General features: G+C 62.4%; 25 protein-coding genes. 16 read left to right on the top strand and 9 right to left on the bottom strand.

Going from position 1 to position 13,589, the window contains the following annotated elements; all coding sequences use genetic code 11:
• Nucleotides 1–12: 12 nt before the first annotated feature.
• Both SynA1544_RS07955 and SynA1544_RS07950 read right to left on the bottom strand, forming a co-directional pair.
• Nucleotides 13–1,149: an alanine/ornithine racemase family PLP-dependent enzyme gene (locus SynA1544_RS07955; protein WP_255477509.1), complete on the bottom strand. Its 1,137-nt coding sequence runs from the start codon at nt 1,147–1,149 to the stop codon at nt 13–15.
• Entirely contained in the window at nt 1,146–2,294 is a 1,149-nt protein-coding gene (locus SynA1544_RS07950; protein WP_186512863.1) for a DUF1611 domain-containing protein, read from the bottom strand. Before SynA1544_RS07950 ends, SynA1544_RS07955 begins: the two co-directional genes overlap by 4 nt.
• 392 nt (nt 2,295–2,686) lie before the next feature.
• Here SynA1544_RS07950 and SynA1544_RS07945 point away from each other — a divergent pair, with 392 nt between their 5' ends.
• The 4 genes from SynA1544_RS07945 to SynA1544_RS07930 all read left to right on the top strand — a co-directional run bounded on the left by SynA1544_RS07945 (nt 2,687) and on the right by SynA1544_RS07930 (nt 4,144).
• Nucleotides 2,687–2,920 (top strand): hypothetical protein, encoded by a 234-nt coding sequence (locus SynA1544_RS07945; protein ID WP_186512862.1) that lies wholly within the window; start codon nt 2,687–2,689, stop codon nt 2,918–2,920.
• 46 nt (nt 2,921–2,966) lie between these two features.
• A complete protein-coding gene (locus tag SynA1544_RS07940) occupies nt 2,967–3,575 on the top strand; it encodes a hypothetical protein (RefSeq protein ID WP_186512861.1) in 609 nt (202 codons plus the stop codon).
• Between the two features lie 12 nt (nt 3,576–3,587).
• Nucleotides 3,588–3,812, top strand: coding sequence for a hypothetical protein (locus SynA1544_RS07935; protein ID WP_186512860.1), 225 nt, complete (start codon nt 3,588–3,590; stop codon nt 3,810–3,812).
• 65 nt (nt 3,813–3,877) lie between these two features.
• Nucleotides 3,878–4,144, top strand: coding sequence for a hypothetical protein (locus SynA1544_RS07930; RefSeq protein ID WP_186512858.1), 267 nt, complete (start codon nt 3,878–3,880; stop codon nt 4,142–4,144).
• Here SynA1544_RS07930 and SynA1544_RS07925 read toward each other — a convergent pair.
• On the bottom strand, nt 4,126–5,364 hold the full coding sequence (locus SynA1544_RS07925) for a cytochrome P450 (protein WP_186512856.1): 1,239 nt from the start codon (nt 5,362–5,364) through the stop codon (nt 4,126–4,128). The two genes, SynA1544_RS07930 and SynA1544_RS07925, sit on opposite strands and share 19 nt — an antisense overlap.
• Before the next feature lie 64 nt (nt 5,365–5,428).
• Here SynA1544_RS07925 and SynA1544_RS07920 point away from each other — a divergent pair, with 64 nt between their 5' ends.
• A complete protein-coding gene (locus SynA1544_RS07920) occupies nt 5,429–5,698 on the top strand; it encodes a hypothetical protein (RefSeq protein WP_186512854.1) in 270 nt (89 codons plus the stop codon).
• A gap of 2 nt (nt 5,699–5,700) precedes the next feature.
• Here the strand turns inward: SynA1544_RS07920 and SynA1544_RS07915 are convergent, their stop codons facing one another.
• Nucleotides 5,701–6,156: a lipocalin-like domain-containing protein gene (locus SynA1544_RS07915; RefSeq protein ID WP_186512852.1), complete on the bottom strand. Its 456-nt coding sequence runs from the start codon at nt 6,154–6,156 to the stop codon at nt 5,701–5,703.
• Nucleotides 6,157–6,605: 449 nt separating this feature from the next.
• Between SynA1544_RS07915 and SynA1544_RS07910 the strand changes: the two genes are divergently transcribed.
• The 5 genes from SynA1544_RS07910 (at nt 6,606) to SynA1544_RS07890 (ending at nt 7,939) form a co-directional block, all read left to right on the top strand.
• Nucleotides 6,606–6,971 carry an AbrB family transcriptional regulator gene (locus SynA1544_RS07910; RefSeq protein ID WP_186512850.1) on the top strand — a complete coding sequence of 122 codons (366 nt, stop codon included), beginning with the start codon at nt 6,606–6,608 and terminating at the stop codon, nt 6,969–6,971.
• A 72-nt stretch (nt 6,972–7,043) separates the two neighbouring features.
• Nucleotides 7,044–7,235: a hypothetical protein gene (locus SynA1544_RS07905; RefSeq protein WP_115132746.1), complete on the top strand. Its 192-nt coding sequence runs from the start codon at nt 7,044–7,046 to the stop codon at nt 7,233–7,235.
• Nucleotides 7,236–7,311: 76 nt separating this feature from the next.
• Nucleotides 7,312–7,479: a hypothetical protein gene (locus tag SynA1544_RS07900; protein ID WP_186512848.1), complete on the top strand. Its 168-nt coding sequence runs from the start codon at nt 7,312–7,314 to the stop codon at nt 7,477–7,479.
• A gap of 39 nt (nt 7,480–7,518) precedes the next feature.
• Nucleotides 7,519–7,743, top strand: coding sequence for a hypothetical protein (locus SynA1544_RS07895; RefSeq protein ID WP_186512846.1), 225 nt, complete (start codon nt 7,519–7,521; stop codon nt 7,741–7,743).
• 22 nt (nt 7,744–7,765) lie between these two features.
• Complete coding sequence (locus SynA1544_RS07890; protein ID WP_186512843.1) at nt 7,766–7,939, top strand: hypothetical protein; 174 nt, start codon at nt 7,766–7,768, stop codon at nt 7,937–7,939.
• Here the strand turns inward: SynA1544_RS07890 and SynA1544_RS07885 are convergent.
• The gene (locus SynA1544_RS07885; protein ID WP_186512841.1) at nt 7,936–8,364 is read right to left on the bottom strand and encodes a tellurite resistance TerB family protein; all 429 of its coding nucleotides are present in this window, start codon (nt 8,362–8,364) and stop codon (nt 7,936–7,938) included. The two genes, SynA1544_RS07890 and SynA1544_RS07885, sit on opposite strands and share 4 nt — an antisense overlap.
• Before the next feature lie 110 nt (nt 8,365–8,474).
• Nucleotides 8,475–8,636, bottom strand: coding sequence for a hypothetical protein (locus SynA1544_RS07880; protein WP_170950620.1), 162 nt, complete (start codon nt 8,634–8,636; stop codon nt 8,475–8,477).
• Nucleotides 8,637–8,755: 119 nt separating this feature from the next.
• Between SynA1544_RS07880 and SynA1544_RS07875 the strand changes: the two genes are divergently transcribed.
• The 3 genes from SynA1544_RS07875 to SynA1544_RS07865 all read left to right on the top strand — a co-directional run bounded on the left by SynA1544_RS07875 (nt 8,756) and on the right by SynA1544_RS07865 (nt 9,333).
• The gene (locus SynA1544_RS07875; RefSeq protein WP_244272254.1) at nt 8,756–8,908 is read left to right on the top strand and encodes a hypothetical protein; all 153 of its coding nucleotides are present in this window, start codon (nt 8,756–8,758) and stop codon (nt 8,906–8,908) included.
• Nucleotides 8,909–8,991: 83 nt separating this feature from the next.
• Nucleotides 8,992–9,153, top strand: coding sequence for a hypothetical protein (locus tag SynA1544_RS07870; protein WP_186512839.1), 162 nt, complete (start codon nt 8,992–8,994; stop codon nt 9,151–9,153).
• Between the two features lie 3 nt (nt 9,154–9,156).
• Nucleotides 9,157–9,333: a hypothetical protein gene (locus tag SynA1544_RS07865; protein ID WP_170951021.1), complete on the top strand. Its 177-nt coding sequence runs from the start codon at nt 9,157–9,159 to the stop codon at nt 9,331–9,333.
• Here SynA1544_RS07865 and SynA1544_RS07860 read toward each other — a convergent pair.
• Complete coding sequence (locus SynA1544_RS07860) at nt 9,327–9,476, bottom strand: hypothetical protein (RefSeq protein ID WP_186510401.1); 150 nt, start codon at nt 9,474–9,476, stop codon at nt 9,327–9,329. The two genes, SynA1544_RS07865 and SynA1544_RS07860, sit on opposite strands and share 7 nt — an antisense overlap.
• Nucleotides 9,477–9,584: 108 nt before the next feature.
• Between SynA1544_RS07860 and SynA1544_RS07855 the strand changes: the two genes are divergently transcribed.
• Together SynA1544_RS07855 and SynA1544_RS07850 are read left to right on the top strand one after the other, a co-directional pair.
• Nucleotides 9,585–11,258, top strand: coding sequence for a protein adenylyltransferase SelO family protein (locus SynA1544_RS07855; RefSeq protein WP_186512837.1), 1,674 nt, complete (start codon nt 9,585–9,587; stop codon nt 11,256–11,258).
• Complete coding sequence (locus tag SynA1544_RS07850) at nt 11,255–11,791, top strand: DUF924 family protein (protein ID WP_186512835.1); 537 nt, start codon at nt 11,255–11,257, stop codon at nt 11,789–11,791. Before SynA1544_RS07855 ends, SynA1544_RS07850 begins: the two co-directional genes overlap by 4 nt.
• Here SynA1544_RS07850 and SynA1544_RS07845 read toward each other — a convergent pair.
• Nucleotides 11,780–11,959, bottom strand: coding sequence for a hypothetical protein (locus tag SynA1544_RS07845; RefSeq protein ID WP_006850301.1), 180 nt, complete (start codon nt 11,957–11,959; stop codon nt 11,780–11,782). The genes SynA1544_RS07850 and SynA1544_RS07845 overlap by 12 nt on opposite strands.
• 113 nt (nt 11,960–12,072) lie before the next feature.
• Here SynA1544_RS07845 and SynA1544_RS07840 point away from each other — a divergent pair, with 113 nt between their 5' ends.
• Nucleotides 12,073–13,266, top strand: coding sequence for a glycosyltransferase family 2 protein (locus tag SynA1544_RS07840; protein ID WP_186512833.1), 1,194 nt, complete (start codon nt 12,073–12,075; stop codon nt 13,264–13,266).
• Here SynA1544_RS07840 and SynA1544_RS07835 read toward each other — a convergent pair.
• The gene (locus tag SynA1544_RS07835) at nt 13,263–13,436 is read right to left on the bottom strand and encodes a hypothetical protein (protein ID WP_011364474.1); all 174 of its coding nucleotides are present in this window, start codon (nt 13,434–13,436) and stop codon (nt 13,263–13,265) included. The two genes, SynA1544_RS07840 and SynA1544_RS07835, sit on opposite strands and share 4 nt — an antisense overlap.
• Nucleotides 13,437–13,589: the final 153 nt, after the last annotated feature.

The following is a 13,589-nucleotide window of genomic DNA, read 5'->3' as shown; positions in this document are numbered from 1 at the left end:
CTGGCAACACCGTCATCCCCAACGAGCGGATGAAGCGATGCAGGAACCATCCACGACGTCATGGTCCACGAAGCAACGGTCCACGAAGCAACGATCCACGAAGGGAGAAGTCATTGCCCTGAGCAGGGCGCTGTAGCTGAGCTGGTAGCGCTGTTCATCACCCACAGCCAAAGGCTGCCCAGGGCTTTCCACCACCAGGTGGTCGCTGGAGGCGCCCCGGATCACCGTGCCCTGCGGGGGAATGAGACCAGCCGGATCCACATCCTGTTCCCCCAAAGCCAGCAGGGCACGCTGAACACGTTGGGACGATCCCTCGCGTCGCGGAGCAGTCGGCGATCCATCGAAGCTTGTGCGGCCGCGCTCGCCCCAGGGTTGGCTGGGCTTGTGTTTGGCTTCAATCACCTCGGCCACAAGGCTGATGGCATCGGTGTGCAGGCCAGGGATTGCTGTGCGATGCAAGGGTTCGCGGCCCAGCAGCAGGGCCTCCCCAAGCCGCAAGTGATTGATCCTGGCCGGATCACCGCCATCTGCCAGCCAGGGGAGATTGGCTGAATTGCCGCCGGAGCACCAGGGGAAGGTCAGATGGAAGCGTTGCTCCAGGGCCGTCGTGAGCCGGGAGAGATCGCCCATGTTCTCCACATTTGGTGCGATGCCGTGCTGGCAGCCGAGGTTGGTTCCGATGCCCATCAGCTGCAGATTGGACATGGCGAGGATCTGCTGGACCACGGATTCCAGGTCGGCCGGCAGGATTCCCTCCCGCAGATCGCCGAGTTCCACCATCAGCAGCACCCCGTGGCATCGACCCTGCTGCTTCGCCGCTGCGGCCAGGGCGTTGAGCACGTCGATGTCGGTGTTGCAACTGATCGAGGCACTGGCAACCACTCGATCCACCTGGCTGAGCATCGGCGATCGCACCAGCAGCAGCGGCACAGTGATGCCGCTGCGCACCAGGGCTTCGATGGCTTCAATGCGCGATTCGCCGATGGAGCCCACACCTGCGCCCAGCCAGGTGTGAACGATTTCAAGCATCCCGAGCGTGGCCTTGCTCACGCCGGTGACTGCGATCCCCTGGGCGGCAAGCCGCCTCACCAGGGTTCGGGCGTTGTGATGCAGTTTTGGGAGGTTGATCTCGAGGCGAGGGGCACTCAAAGGGCCAGCGGCTGCTGCACGCCACTGAGTTCCGGGAAGGCGCGCACCACCATGGTCACCAGATTCGCTGCCGGTCGGCTAATGGCATCGGTCACCGGGATGGAGAGTTCGGACTCGTAGAGGGCGATCGCCGCGGTGAGCTGGGCATCATCCATGCCTTCGTGGTTGATCGTCAGACCGATCACCCGCGTTGGGGCGAAGGACTCGATCAGCCGAATCTCACTGGCTGGCGTGGGCATCGGCACAAAGGGAAAATCACTCAGATGGCGCCGTGCTGGCGCATGCTGCAGGATCACAGCCTGGGGCTGGCTCCCTCGCAGAATGAAGCTCGAGGACAGGTAAGCGGGATGGCTGAGGGCTCCTTGGCCTTCAATCACGATCACCTGTGGACGTTCGGCCTCGTAGGCCGCCACCACCGCTGCTTCCACCTCCCCGGAGCCGAACTGGGAGGGGATCGCATCGAGAGGCACCCCGTATCGCCCCCCCTGGATCAGTCCGGTCTGGCCCGTGTTCACCAACACGGCACTGATGCCAACGTCCCGTAGGGCTTGGACCAGAAGTGTCGCCGTGGTGCGTTTACCGATGGCGCCGTCCGTGCCGAGCACGGCGATGCGAGCACAGGGAACACGGCTGATGCTGCCGCTGAACAGCTTGAGATCTCTGAGGGCTGAGGGGCGACGCACGTCGCGTATCGCCACGCCATGCTGGTGGGCGGTGGCCTGAAATGCGGCTTCATCACCGAGGAACTCCCGCATGCCGCTCACCAGATTGAGACCAGCGGCCATCGCCGTCAGCAGCGTGTGACGGTCCTCGTCGCTAAACAGTCCGCTGGCTGGTGCCATGCCGTAGATGAGGGTTCCCTTCGACCCGTCCAGCAAGGCCAAGGCCTCTGCCAAGTCCGCCACGATGGGGATGCCGTTGGCAATCCCATCGAGCACGAATCCGGCGTCGAGACCGGCGCAATGGCTGTCAATGACAGCGCGAATGTTGTACCCGTCGCAATGACGAACAAGACCGTGGGCCGTCTTGCCATCGAGTCCGGAGAAGTGGCCTTCGCAGTAGACAAATGCTGATGTTTTTCTGTCTGAAATGACCTCGCTGGTGGCGATTGTCAGATCGGAATCTTGAACGAGTTGAGGAATCAAATGAGCCAGGCCGTGCCTGCTGCGCGCTTCAAAAGCGCAAGCCGTTTGGGCGCAGAGGTGGCGGCACAGAAGTGGCCGCCTGTTGGCGTGGGTGGGTTAACCATAGGTGGGTTTAACCGCTCGGTCTGATCCATTCACCGGCACCCGTGTCATCCCGACGGGGGCTAAGACGATGAATCCATCAGGTTTGCCGGTGCCCATATCGCAGCGCTGCGATCACCAACACCAACGGTGTGGCCTTCGAGGTGTTCGATCCCGATCCAGGCGCTGCTCTATGACCTGATCGATCTCCTCGGCTGAGTTCTGGGGGGGTGCTGTTCGGTGATCACGGTCGTGATCTCGCTTCGGACGCCGTCGCTGGATCCATAGGGTTTCACAGTTGCTTTTTTGTGATGTCCGAGGAATCCACCAACCAGCAGTCCTGCGGCGGCAAGAAGCGGGCGATGCTCGCCTATGGCCTGGTTCAGATCTCCGCCACGGTCGTCTCAGCCGTGTCGTTGGCGGCCATCGCCTTCGGACTGTGCGCCGTGAAGCAGGAGAGCCGCTTGTTCAACGGCTGCGTGGAAACCGTTGTGGCCGAGGGCCGCTCCCAGGCGGAAGCCGTTCGCTTCTGCAACGGCGGCTGATCAAGGGGGGGTGAGATCGTGGAATCAGCCCCCCGCCTGATGCTTCGTGGCCAGCCCTGCTGACGCCGACGCCAACCTCAAGCGGGCCCTCGAGCAGCTCAATGAGAACGAGGCGGCCGTGGCTGAGGCGATCAACGAAGTGCGGGCCGAGCACGCCCGCAGTGAACCGCCCCTCACCGGGTTGGCTCTGCTGCAGCGCATCGATCAGCTGGCCAGCCAGCGCTCCCTCGACAGCCAGGACGCCGCGATCCTCTGCCACTGGCCCGATGCCGCATCGATCGGCCAGGCCTGGTTCGAGCTCAAGCACCCCGGCAAGAGCGTGCCCAGCCCGATGCTGGTGCTCGATGCCTACCTCGTTGGCGCCCCGCCGTTTCTGAGCAAGGCTCAACGGGATCAGGTGGGCGACTGGTACCGCAACAAGGTGAGTGCCAACCCTGAGTACACCGATGCCGTCACCGGCGCTGCCAAGGCCTTCGCGCTGATCGGTGATCTCAATGCCAGTGCCGCCGGCATGGCCTGGCAGACGATCATTCCCGATTTGCTCGAGGAAGGGCACGATCTGGAGTTCAACGTCACCAAGGAGCAGGTGACGGCGGCGGCGGCCCGCTGGATTGTTGCGGTGGCCGACACCTTCACGCCACCATCGCTGGATTGACGCGAGCGATTGATGGGTCTGCAGCTGGTTTCCGCCGACTACCTCCACGAGGACGGCATCACCTACCGGATCCGCCGCGACACCCTCGAGCAGGACTTCACCATTGAGGAGCAGCGCGATGGCGCCTGGATGGATTGCGGCCTGGATCAGGCGGTGAAGGATGTGAACTTTGCCGAGTTCAAGCGTCTTGGTCTACTGATCAAGACGGTGATGGATGCCGATCAGTGGCTGGCCTGAGCGGCCCGAAATCGCAGTTGCCGGCCAGCCGCGCCAGGATGTAACGAATTCGTTACACCGCTCTCATGACCGTCGGAGAAATCTTCCTGGAGAGCCTCTCCACCGGGGTGATCACTGAGCACGAGGTGAACTGGCTGGCCTCCCACCAGACCAGCTTTGATCGGCCCGAGGAGGCCGCCGCCATCCGTCTTGGCCGCCTGATGGATCAAGGCCAGATCAACCTCGGCTGCCGCCTGCCCGATCCGATGCTGCGCCACCAGGAGGTGCTGGTGGACTGGATCGAGCCCCTCGGCCGTCGCCGTCACCGTCAGAGTCAGCGCGCAGTGGCCTGAACCAGCAGTCCGGCCTTGGGTGTGGGGCTGGGAATCAGCTGCAGCGCCAGGTCTTGATCCGGCTGCAGCTGCAGCTCCACCGCCTGCAGCAGTCCCACCGCCATCAGGCGGATCTCCAGTTCCGCCAGTGCCTTGCCCAGGCAGACCCGCTCGCCACCACCGAAGGGCAGCAGCGTCTGTTTGAACGAGCCATCCAGGTGGCGTTGCGGCCTGAATGCCGCCAGATCCTCGTCATCACCGGCCGACGTGGGGCTCAGCACCACCTGAATCACGCTCCCGGCGGGAACGGCCACATCCGCCAGCTCGATCGGCGCCAGGCTGCGCCGGAAGAACCCACCCACCGGCGGCGTCAGCCGCATCACCTCAAGAACCGTTGCGTCCAACCGTGGTGATGCGGTCTCGCTCGCTAACCCATCGCGCAACCATTGCTCCACCTCCGGGTTGAGCAGCAGCGCACGGAACAGGCAGCTCAGCGATGAGGCCGTTGTCTCGTAGCCGGCGAACAGCAACAGCAGCAGCTGTTCGGCCAGGTCGTCATCGTCCAGGGGAATGCCGGCTTCATCCAAGCCGCCGCTCAGCAGATCCAGGCCGCCTTGGTTGGTGCCCGCCTGGAGCACGTCCTTGATCCGCTTCAGCAGCCGTTGGCGCGCCGCCATCGCCTTGGCGAAGGGGGTGCCGGGAATCGCCAGGGGAATTGAGAACAGGGCCCGGGTCCAGATCTCGAAGTCGGCGAACAGGGCATCACAGCTGGCGCCATCCAGCCCCAGCACCGTGGTGGCGATCACGGCAAAGGCGAAGCGCCGCATCCGTGCCGCCAGCGGCAGCGCTGTGGTGCTGGTGATCAGCTCCTGGCAGAGCTCCTCCACCATCTGCTCGATCGACGGGGTGTAGCGCGCCAGTGCTGCGCTGGAGAACAGTTGCCCCACCACCCGACGGCGGGCTTTGTGGCCGGGGCCGTTGCGGTTGGCCAGCGATTGGCTGCCCAGCAGTTGCCGCACGCTCTCGGGCCACCAGCCCTCCAGGGATTCGCCCTGGCCAAGCAGATCACCGATGGCCCGTTCGCCGCGGATGAACACCATTCGCTGGGCCAGCAGCTTGGTTTCGAACACATCGCCGTGGGCCTCAAAGCGCCGCTGGGCGAAGTCGGACTGGGTGAAGAAGGCCAGGGTTTCCCCCAGTCCGCTCACGGCGCCCGTGCTGGGGAGGGGGGTGGTGGCCATCGCGGCTCGGTGTGAGCTGCCGTTCTAGGTCTGACAGTGCTGCAGGCGCTGGCTATCCCAAGGGGTGTGCAGCGCATTCTTTGTGGAACTCAAGTCTCTGGTCGTGGTGCTGGTCGCTCATCTGGTCAGCGCCGGCCTGTCAAAAACCGTTGCCGCCCAGAAGGCACGCAACAGCAACCGCTGGGCTGTTGCGGGTTTTCTCTTTGGGCCGTTGGGTCTGATCGCCGCCGTGGGCATGCCGGACCGGCATCAGATCGTTTATCTGCGCTACCTGGCCGAGCAGCAGGGTTACCAACCCCGCCATGCCTGCGGTGGCCAGAAGGGCGAGACCTGAATTCAGCGGCAGCGCTGAAAACGAACAATGCTGCGGGTGAGCCCTTTCTCGGGCCAGTTGGGCATCACCCGCCAGGGGGTGTGCACCGTGAGCACGTCGCCCTCGATCGCAAAAAAGCGGGTCTGCTCCGTGCCCACCCATTCCGGATTCCAGGCCACATCCACCTGGGTGATCCAACGGTCACCCTCGAGCCGGTAGGTGCCGGTGTAGGCGATCATGCTGCTCAGCAGGCTCGATCGCTCCTCCGCGTTGGTCCCCGGTTGACGTCCCTCTGCTGAGAGCATGAAGGAGAGACGACCCTCCGGCGTGAAGATCACATAGCCCGTGGGGTGCTCGCCCATCGGCGCGAAGCTCTCGCCATTGGACTGCTGTTCAACGTCGTAGCTCAACAGCTGCCAAGCGCCATGAACGGTGGGGGTCGTGATGGCTTGGGCGGGTTGAACCGAACTGACGCTCACAACGAAATCTGTTTCTGCGGGGCAACCTATCGATCGTGATCCGGCTTCGACAGCCCGAACCAGCACATTGCTGCGCGATTGATGCCATTGGATGCCGATCCAGTAACAACCACAACGAAACTGATCAGCGGGCCGGAGCGCGGCGGTGGCTGGAGGGGGCAGTTGGCTGAGCCGGCTAGGAGTGATCGGTCCTGATTGAGACCGAGCCCGTGCTTCCAGAGCCTGGATCCGCTTGGAAATGTGCGATGTGCTGTCGGCTCGTGCGCACCAACAATTCGAACTCATGCGACTCATTTCTGGAGGCAACTGTTTGCTGCTGATGGCTGTCTCAAACCATCCACACATGCTGAATCTTTGAGTTCACAGCAAATCACCAGAATTCAGCTCTTGTTTCCCTTGAAATTTGCAAAACATGGGCTCTAATAGAGAAGTCACCACTTCACAGACCCATGCTTACCGGAGCTGATTTGCTCAACCGCGTTAAGGAACTTGGCGATTGCGCCAAGACAGACCTGGCGAGAGGCTGTGGATACGTCGTCACCAAAAAAGACGGTTCTGAACAGGTGAAATTCACCGCGTTCTATGAGGCTCTGCTTGAAGCCAAGGGCCTGTCATTCTCCACGGGTGGATCCGGTGTGGGCAAGGGTGGCCGCAAGCTGTCCTACAAAGCTGTGGTTCAGGGCAACGGCAATCTTTTGATCGGAAAGGCCTACACCGCTCTGCTGGAACTGCAGCCCGGTGATGAATATGAGATCAAGCTTGGACGCAAGCAGATCCGCCTGGTTCCCGTTGGCGGCTCCGAAGAAGAGGATTGATCGCCGGTTCGGCTGCAACACCATTCTCCCCGTGGTTCCCTTAGGTTCCACGGGGATTTTTTTTTGACTCCGATGCCCTATCAACCCACAAAGGAGCATCTGGACCATCAGATTCCAGACGCGTTCAAGAGCATCAACAGCTTGATGCGTCAGCTGAAGCAGGACATCGGCATGGATGACCGCTACATCGCCCTCATGCTTGATGCGCTCTCGCGGGAGTATTCCGCCAAGCAGCCGATCCGAGAAGGTTTCGGCTTTCGCTGAACATCAAGCGGCGAGTTGAGCACCTGTTGCTTTCAAGCTGTTGCTATCAACCGGTGGAATGGCGTCTCCTCCACCCATGAAACGACTCCTGCTCGTTCACAACCTGGTGCAAGGTCAGAGCGTTGTGCATGAACTGGACGACATGGACTTCGCTGTGGAGTTGGTGGAGGGCGATCTGGAGACCGACGATCAAGGCGAGATGGATGTGGAGAGTCGCTTTTTTATCCGCGTTGACAACGATTGAGCTGTTGTAAGCAGCTCAGCACAGAAAGGATTGATCGGGTTGGATCAGCGCTATCTCGAAGGAACCCGTGGGTGGAAGGTGATGGCAACGCGCTACGTGCTTCGGACGGGGGAGGTGGTCCACTCCAACCGCAACCCCGAAGAGCTCGACGTCTACTGCTACCGAACCGGTGCCAACGACCACACCTGTCTCTTGCTCTCCGATCAATCCGAAGCAGATTTCCTGCTCCGCTACGGATCAGACGAGTTGAACGTGGCCTATTGACGCTGCTCAGGTCGTGGCCTGAATGGGTGGGCATCACAGCAACGCCATGGACGACGTCAGGCTGCAACAGTTGCTGCAGGAGGCCGAAGAACATCTCCGTGCCCGCAGCTGCCGCCAGCGCTATGAGCGCGCCGTGGTCCGTCTGCCCGACAGCCGCCGTGGTATCTGGTTCGGTGATGACAAGCGTGCGGCTTAAGGCGTGCCGTTGACGAGAAGGGCTGGCTCCAGGGGGGCGTGCAGCAACTCAAAAACCGAATCGATGCGCTCAGCCTCCAGCTGCGAGATCGAGAGCATCAAGGCCAGCAGATCGAGCCGCCGCCGCTCCTCGGCGGAATAGGGCCCATCCGAGCGCATCAGTTCTGAGGCCATGGCGTAGGCCGTGAGCGCTTGATCGGCCGTGAGCGCCTTGGCGGCCTCCAGCATCAGCGCCTTGGTGCCCTTCTCCAGGCGCATGGCCAGCACCGCATCCATCAGCAGCACCACTTCGTTCTCACTCATCCGGCAGTAGGGCTCGCGGTAATCGAGGGCATGCCGGAATGCCCTGGCCCCAGCCCGGCTGAGGGTGTCGTCCCACGACACCGCGGTGAGGCCAACAGCTGCAAAAGCAGTGACGACATTCATTGGGAATGGCGCAAGCGTTGCTCAACTGTCAACGAATGGTCGCGATCCCTGTTGTTAAAAGCGCAACAGCTCTATGCAGATGAGTCGTTGCACCTAGTCGGCCTCTCGCATCATTCCGGCAGGCGCTCCACGGCCACATGCATGAACCGCTTCACCATGGCGATCGGCCAGCCTTCTCGCTGCAGGTCTTCAGCGATCTGATCGATCTGGAAGCCGATTTCTTCGGCAACCAGCTCTTCCAGCAGCTGGTTCGAATGTTGCGTGGTGGTCATGGGCCGGTGCTCAAGCTCAGCAGCACTGCATCGGGCCTAACCCACCTCGGCTGTGTTTCGCCACCTTGATTTGGTCGCGTTCGGTTGCAGGCTTGCGGCGCCGTTGCCAGCTTGAAGGCATGAAACAGGCTTCTCTGCTCCGGCGCATCGGCACCTACCTGCTCGGCTTGGTGGATGAGTACTGGGCCATGCGTCGTCCCTGGCAGTACGGCGCCAAGCAGCCCCAATGCGGGCTGCAGTGCGATGGAGATCACTGCGAACCCGTCGACTGAGTCAGCCCTGCGCACAATGCGCGTTTACACGGGTTGCCGCTCATCCATGTCCCCACAAGAGTGAGGTCAGCCAAGGGGATGAGATGGAGTTCAAAAGCCGCATTTTTGCCACCTCGCGTGGGTCCACCATCGACGCCATCGGCGAGGGCAAGTACCTGGTGTGCAATCCGGCCTATTGCTTCATGGTGCATGGCCTGCGCCAGGCCCATGAGGCCGTGCAACGTCAGGAAAAGCCCGCGCTCTGAGCCATGGCTGAATACCGAATTCACTGCAAGCACTGCGGCTATGAAGGGCAGGCCAACTCCCGTTGGATCCCCTTCGTGCAGGTGCAGAAGCGGGGGCAGGATTGCCCCCATTGCGGCCGCCCCACCCTGCTGGAGCCCTGGTGCAGGCTGCGGGCTGAAGCGTCCATGCCTGATTACTGAAAGGTCTGCCAGCTGCTGGTGAGCCACTGGGGAGCCACGCTCCACCAGATGGCCGTGGCCACAAAAATGGCGGTGAGGCCGATCAGGCTGGTGATCAGCTCCTCCTGCCGGTTGTTGGAGCGAAGTTTCCTGGCTTTGCCCACGGTTCCCCTTGGATGCTTCCCTCGGTGTAAGGCCTCGGCTCGGCCTTGGCCATCGGTCAAAACACCCGGCCGCAGCTCTGGCGATGATGGGTTCAGCCTCAGGGTCCGATGAGCACCGCCACGTTTGCTGAGTTCGCCGAACGGGCCGACTACTCCCTTCTGGAAGCGCTCACGCCTGATCCGGAGTCCACGGCGGATGGGGAGGACCACCGTCCCCGCCAGGTGCTCTCCGGCCATTACGTGCCGGTGACGCCCACCCCGATCCCCGAGCCCCAATACCTGGCGCACAGCCGCAGCTTGTTCAGCGAGCTGGGTCTCAGCGATGACCTCGCCCAGGACGATCAGTTCCGCCGCATGTTTTCCGGCGATCTCGGTGTGGCCACCGGTCCGATGCGGCCCTGGGGCTGGGCCACCGGCTACGCCCTCTCGATCTACGGCACCGAATACACCCAGCAGTGCCCCTTTGGAAATGGCAACGGCTACGGCGATGGCCGAGCCATGTCGGTGTTTGAGGGGGTGTTTGAAGGGCGCCGCTGGGAGATGCAGCTCAAAGGTGGTGGTCCGACCCCCTACTGCCGCGGTGCCGATGGTCGCGCTGTGCTCCGCTCCAGCGTCCGTGAATTTCTGGCGCAGGAGTTCATGCATGCCCTCGGTGTGCCCACCTCCCGTTCGTTGACGCTCTACGTCTCCCATGCCGAGACGGTGCGTCGCCCCTGGTATTCCGAGAACTCACGCTCGATGGACCCGGACGTGATGGTCGACAACCCTGCCGCCATCAGCACCCGGGTGGCGCCCTCATTTCTGCGGGTGGGTCAGCTGGAGTTGTTCGCCCGCCGTGCCCGCAGTGAGGCTCACCCTCGGGCGCATCAGGAATTGCACCAGATCGTGGTGCACCTGATCGAACGCAATTACCGCCAGGAGATCGACCCTGGCCTGCCCTTCAGCGACCAGGTTGTGCTGTTGGCGCGCTTGTTCCGTGATCGCCTCACGACCCTCGTGGCCAACTGGATCCGTGTGGGCTATTGCCAGGGCAACTTCAACAGCGACAACTGCGCCGCCGGTGGCTTCACCCTCGACTACGGCCCGTTTGGCTTCTGTGAGCTGTTCGATCCGCGCTTTCAGCCCTGGACCGGGGGCGGCGCCCACTTCTGCTTCTTCAACCAGCCGGTGGCCGCGGAGGCCAACTACCGCATGTTCTGGAAATCTCTGCGCACGCTGATGGAGGGCCAGGCGGAGGTTCAGGCCCAACTGGATCAGTTGCTGGAGGAGTTCCCCGCTGCCATGCAGGAGGCCATGCAACGGATGTGGAGCAGCAAACTCGGTTTGCCCAGGGCCGACGATGCCCTGGTGCAAGAGCTGTTGAAGCTCCTGGTGGAGTCCAGTGCCGATTACTCGATGGTCTTCCGCCGCTTGTCGGATCTGCCCGAGCAGATTGATCCGCTGCGGGACTGTTTCTATCTGCCCCTTTCGGCAGCCCTCGAATCCCAATGGAACGACTGGTTGCTGCGCTGGCGTTCCCAGTGGCCCAGTGGTGTTGATCCGTTGGTAATCTCCGCTGGCATGCGGCGGGTCAATCCGGCCATCACCTGGCGCGAATGGTTGATCGCTCCGGCCTACCAGCAGGCCGCCGGAAGGGTCACCTCCTTGATGGCTGAACTGCAGCAGCTTTTCAGCACCCCCTACAACACCCCTTCCGCTGAATTGGCGGCCCGCTACGACCGCTTGAAACCGCGGGAGTTCTTCAGTGCCGGTGGGGTGTCCCACTACAGCTGTTCGTCTTGAGCGCCGACGACGTTCTGGAGTTCTGGTTCCAGCAGTGCCGTCCCTGGCAGTGGTTTCGTCGCCGCGAAAGCTTCGATGCCCTGGTGCGAGAGCGATTCGGCGAGGCCGTTGAGCGTGCCCTCGCCGGAGAGCTGGACCACTGGAGCTGTGAGCCCAGCAGCGGTCTGGCCCTGGTGCTGCTGCTGGATCAGTTCACCCGTCAGATCTGGCGTGGTGAGGCCAAGGCTTTTGCCGGAGATCCCCAGACTCTGAAGCTGAGCCTGGCAGCGCTGGAGCGGGGATGGATCGCAGCGGAATCGCAACGAGCGCGGCGGCAGTTCTGGCTGATGCCTCTTTTGCACAGCGAAGACATCAGCGTGGTGGCCCGGGCCATCCCTTTGCTCGAGCACTTCGTGGACGCTGCCACCGCCGATGTGGCCCGCCGCCATCTCCTCCAGCTGCAGCGCTTTGGCCGCTATCCCCACCGCAATGCTGCTCTTGGACGGGTGAGTTCACCGGAGGAAATGGTTTTTACGCAGCAATCACAACGTTGAGGGTTCCTCCCCTTCGTCCTTCATCAGGCGCAGCGCTGCATTCATCACGGCAGCTTTCACCGCCCGGCGCTCCAGCCCCTGGCGTTCGAAGTGCCGAACGATGCGCGACAGGTCCCACCAGACGGCCACTTCGACTTCATCCATCTCATTGGCGACGTGGAGAGTCATGGTTGCGCTGGGTCTTAATTCAGCTGTAGCCCCGTGCCAGCACCGCCTGAGGCGTCTGCGGAATGACTGCTGAATTCAGTTAAGACTGCTGCACTGCATGCCGTTGTTTGGCCTTGACGCTTGCCCTGCTTGAGCCCCTGCTGTTTCTTGCTGCGGCTGGTTCAGCTGCAGCGGGATTGCTGATCCTTCAGTTGGGGCTGCAACGGGTGTTTTCCGTGGCACCGCGCTTGAAACCGGGCCAGGACGTTGTTGCTGCGGATACGTCGCTGACTGTGGTGATCCCGGCCTTCAACGAGGCCCACAACATCGAGGCCTGTGTCGCCAGCGTTCTGGCCAATCAGCCCCCTTGTCGGGACTGGTCGGTGCTGGTGGTGGATGACGAGTCCAGCGATGCAACGGTGGACAACGCCCTCCGGGCTGGCTCAGCAGCGCCCCACTTCCGGCTGATTCAGGCCGGCCCCAGGCCCGACAACGAACGCTGGGTGGGCAAGAACTGGGCCTGCAGCAGGGCCGTTGACCAGGTCTCCAGCGAGTGGCTGTTGTTCATCGATGCCGATGTTCGGCTCAAGCCCGATGCCCTGAAACGATCCCTGGCTCAGGCCCTTGATGAGCAGGCCGATCTGCTGAGCCTGGCGCCACGGTTGAGTTGCGGATGCCTGGCGGAATGGATGGTGCAGCCGATCATGGCCAGCCTGCTGGGCCTCGGCTTTCCCATCCTCGAAACCAACGACCCGGCATCGCCGGTGGCGTTTGCAGCGGGGCCGTTCATGTTGTTCAAGGCCTCCACCTATGCCCAGATCGGTGGTCACCGAGCCCTGGCTGGCGAGGTGGTGGAAGATCTGGCCCTCGCCCGCGCCATCAAGGGAGGAGGCCATCGGCTGTGTTATCTCCTGGGGCTTGATGCGGTCGATCTGCGGATGTACAGCGACCTCGCGGCGCTCTGGGAGGGCTGGACCAAGAACTGGTATCTCGGATTGGACAGGGATCCCGTCAAAGCCCTCGGCGCCGCCTTGGTGGTGGTGTTGATGTTTAGCGTGCCCTGGCTGTTGCTGCCGGCGTCGCTGCTGCTGCTCTGGCTCCAACCCCTGCTGGCTTCGGCTTGGTGGTGGGTGTTGGCCCTGGCGAGCTTGGCCATCCTTCAACAGCTGCTGCTGCGGCTGTGGACGCGCAGCAACTTTGATGTGCCCCTCAGCTACTGGTGGCTGATGGGAGCCGGTGGGTTGCTGGTGGGTGCGATTGGCCCCGTATCGATCTGGCGCACCCGCACGGGACGCGGTTGGACCTGGAAAGGCAGGGCTTTGAATTAGGCGTGGTGTCCCTTTTTGCGGGCATCTTCAGCCCGCCGCCGGATTGCCGCATGCCGGAATGCTTTTTCCAGCTTGGTCAATTTGGGTTGTTTGTCTTGCAGGGCAGCTTCGCCGCGGGCTTTGGCTGCGTTGATGAAATCGTCCGATTTGGTACCGCTGAGTCCACCCATTTCCATGCCTCAACTGAATCAAGCCTGGTTCCGTTGCGGCTTCATTGGGCTCGAAGCAAAGGCTTTCTATCGAATTCAGGTTTGAACGGAATTGTTTGGTAGCCCTTGATCCCATCGACGAGCCATCCCTTCTGAAGCCTCGGCATCTGGCCG

Origin of the sequence: Synechococcus sp. A15-44 (assembly GCF_014280115.1) — a bacterium.
GTDB lineage: Bacteria > Cyanobacteriota > Cyanobacteriia > PCC-6307 > Cyanobiaceae > Parasynechococcus.
This window is presented reverse-complemented; position numbering and strand designations above follow the sequence as displayed.

What these genes read in the sequence shown, in the direction of transcription:
- SynA1544_RS07885 (WP_186512841.1), bottom strand. Translation starts at nt 8,364, where the DNA reads ATGAATGTCGTCACTGCTTTTGCAGCTGTTGGCCTCACCGCGGTGTCG.
- SynA1544_RS07900 (WP_186512848.1), top strand. Translation starts at nt 7,312, where the DNA reads ATGAAACGACTCCTGCTCGTTCACAACCTGGTGCAAGGTCAGAGCGTT.
- SynA1544_RS07855 (WP_186512837.1), top strand. Translation starts at nt 9,585, where the DNA reads ATGAGCACCGCCACGTTTGCTGAGTTCGCCGAACGGGCCGACTACTCC.
- SynA1544_RS07935 (WP_186512860.1), top strand. Translation starts at nt 3,588, where the DNA reads ATGGGTCTGCAGCTGGTTTCCGCCGACTACCTCCACGAGGACGGCATC.
- SynA1544_RS07910 (WP_186512850.1), top strand. Translation starts at nt 6,606, where the DNA reads ATGCTTACCGGAGCTGATTTGCTCAACCGCGTTAAGGAACTTGGCGAT.
- SynA1544_RS07905 (WP_115132746.1), top strand. Translation starts at nt 7,044, where the DNA reads ATGCCCTATCAACCCACAAAGGAGCATCTGGACCATCAGATTCCAGAC.
- SynA1544_RS07880 (WP_170950620.1), bottom strand. Translation starts at nt 8,636, where the DNA reads ATGACCACCACGCAACATTCGAACCAGCTGCTGGAAGAGCTGGTTGCC.
- SynA1544_RS07870 (WP_186512839.1), top strand. Translation starts at nt 8,992, where the DNA reads ATGGAGTTCAAAAGCCGCATTTTTGCCACCTCGCGTGGGTCCACCATC.
- SynA1544_RS07925 (WP_186512856.1), bottom strand. Translation starts at nt 5,364, where the DNA reads ATGGCCACCACCCCCCTCCCCAGCACGGGCGCCGTGAGCGGACTGGGG.
- SynA1544_RS07845 (WP_006850301.1), bottom strand. Translation starts at nt 11,959, where the DNA reads ATGACTCTCCACGTCGCCAATGAGATGGATGAAGTCGAAGTGGCCGTC.
- SynA1544_RS07930 (WP_186512858.1), top strand. Translation starts at nt 3,878, where the DNA reads ATGACCGTCGGAGAAATCTTCCTGGAGAGCCTCTCCACCGGGGTGATC.
- SynA1544_RS07875 (WP_244272254.1), top strand. Translation starts at nt 8,756, where the DNA reads ATGAAACAGGCTTCTCTGCTCCGGCGCATCGGCACCTACCTGCTCGGC.
- SynA1544_RS07865 (WP_170951021.1), top strand. Translation starts at nt 9,157, where the DNA reads ATGGCTGAATACCGAATTCACTGCAAGCACTGCGGCTATGAAGGGCAG.
- SynA1544_RS07890 (WP_186512843.1), top strand. Translation starts at nt 7,766, where the DNA reads ATGGGTGGGCATCACAGCAACGCCATGGACGACGTCAGGCTGCAACAG.
- SynA1544_RS07835 (WP_011364474.1), bottom strand. Translation starts at nt 13,436, where the DNA reads ATGGGTGGACTCAGCGGTACCAAATCGGACGATTTCATCAACGCAGCC.
- SynA1544_RS07945 (WP_186512862.1), top strand. Translation starts at nt 2,687, where the DNA reads ATGTCCGAGGAATCCACCAACCAGCAGTCCTGCGGCGGCAAGAAGCGG.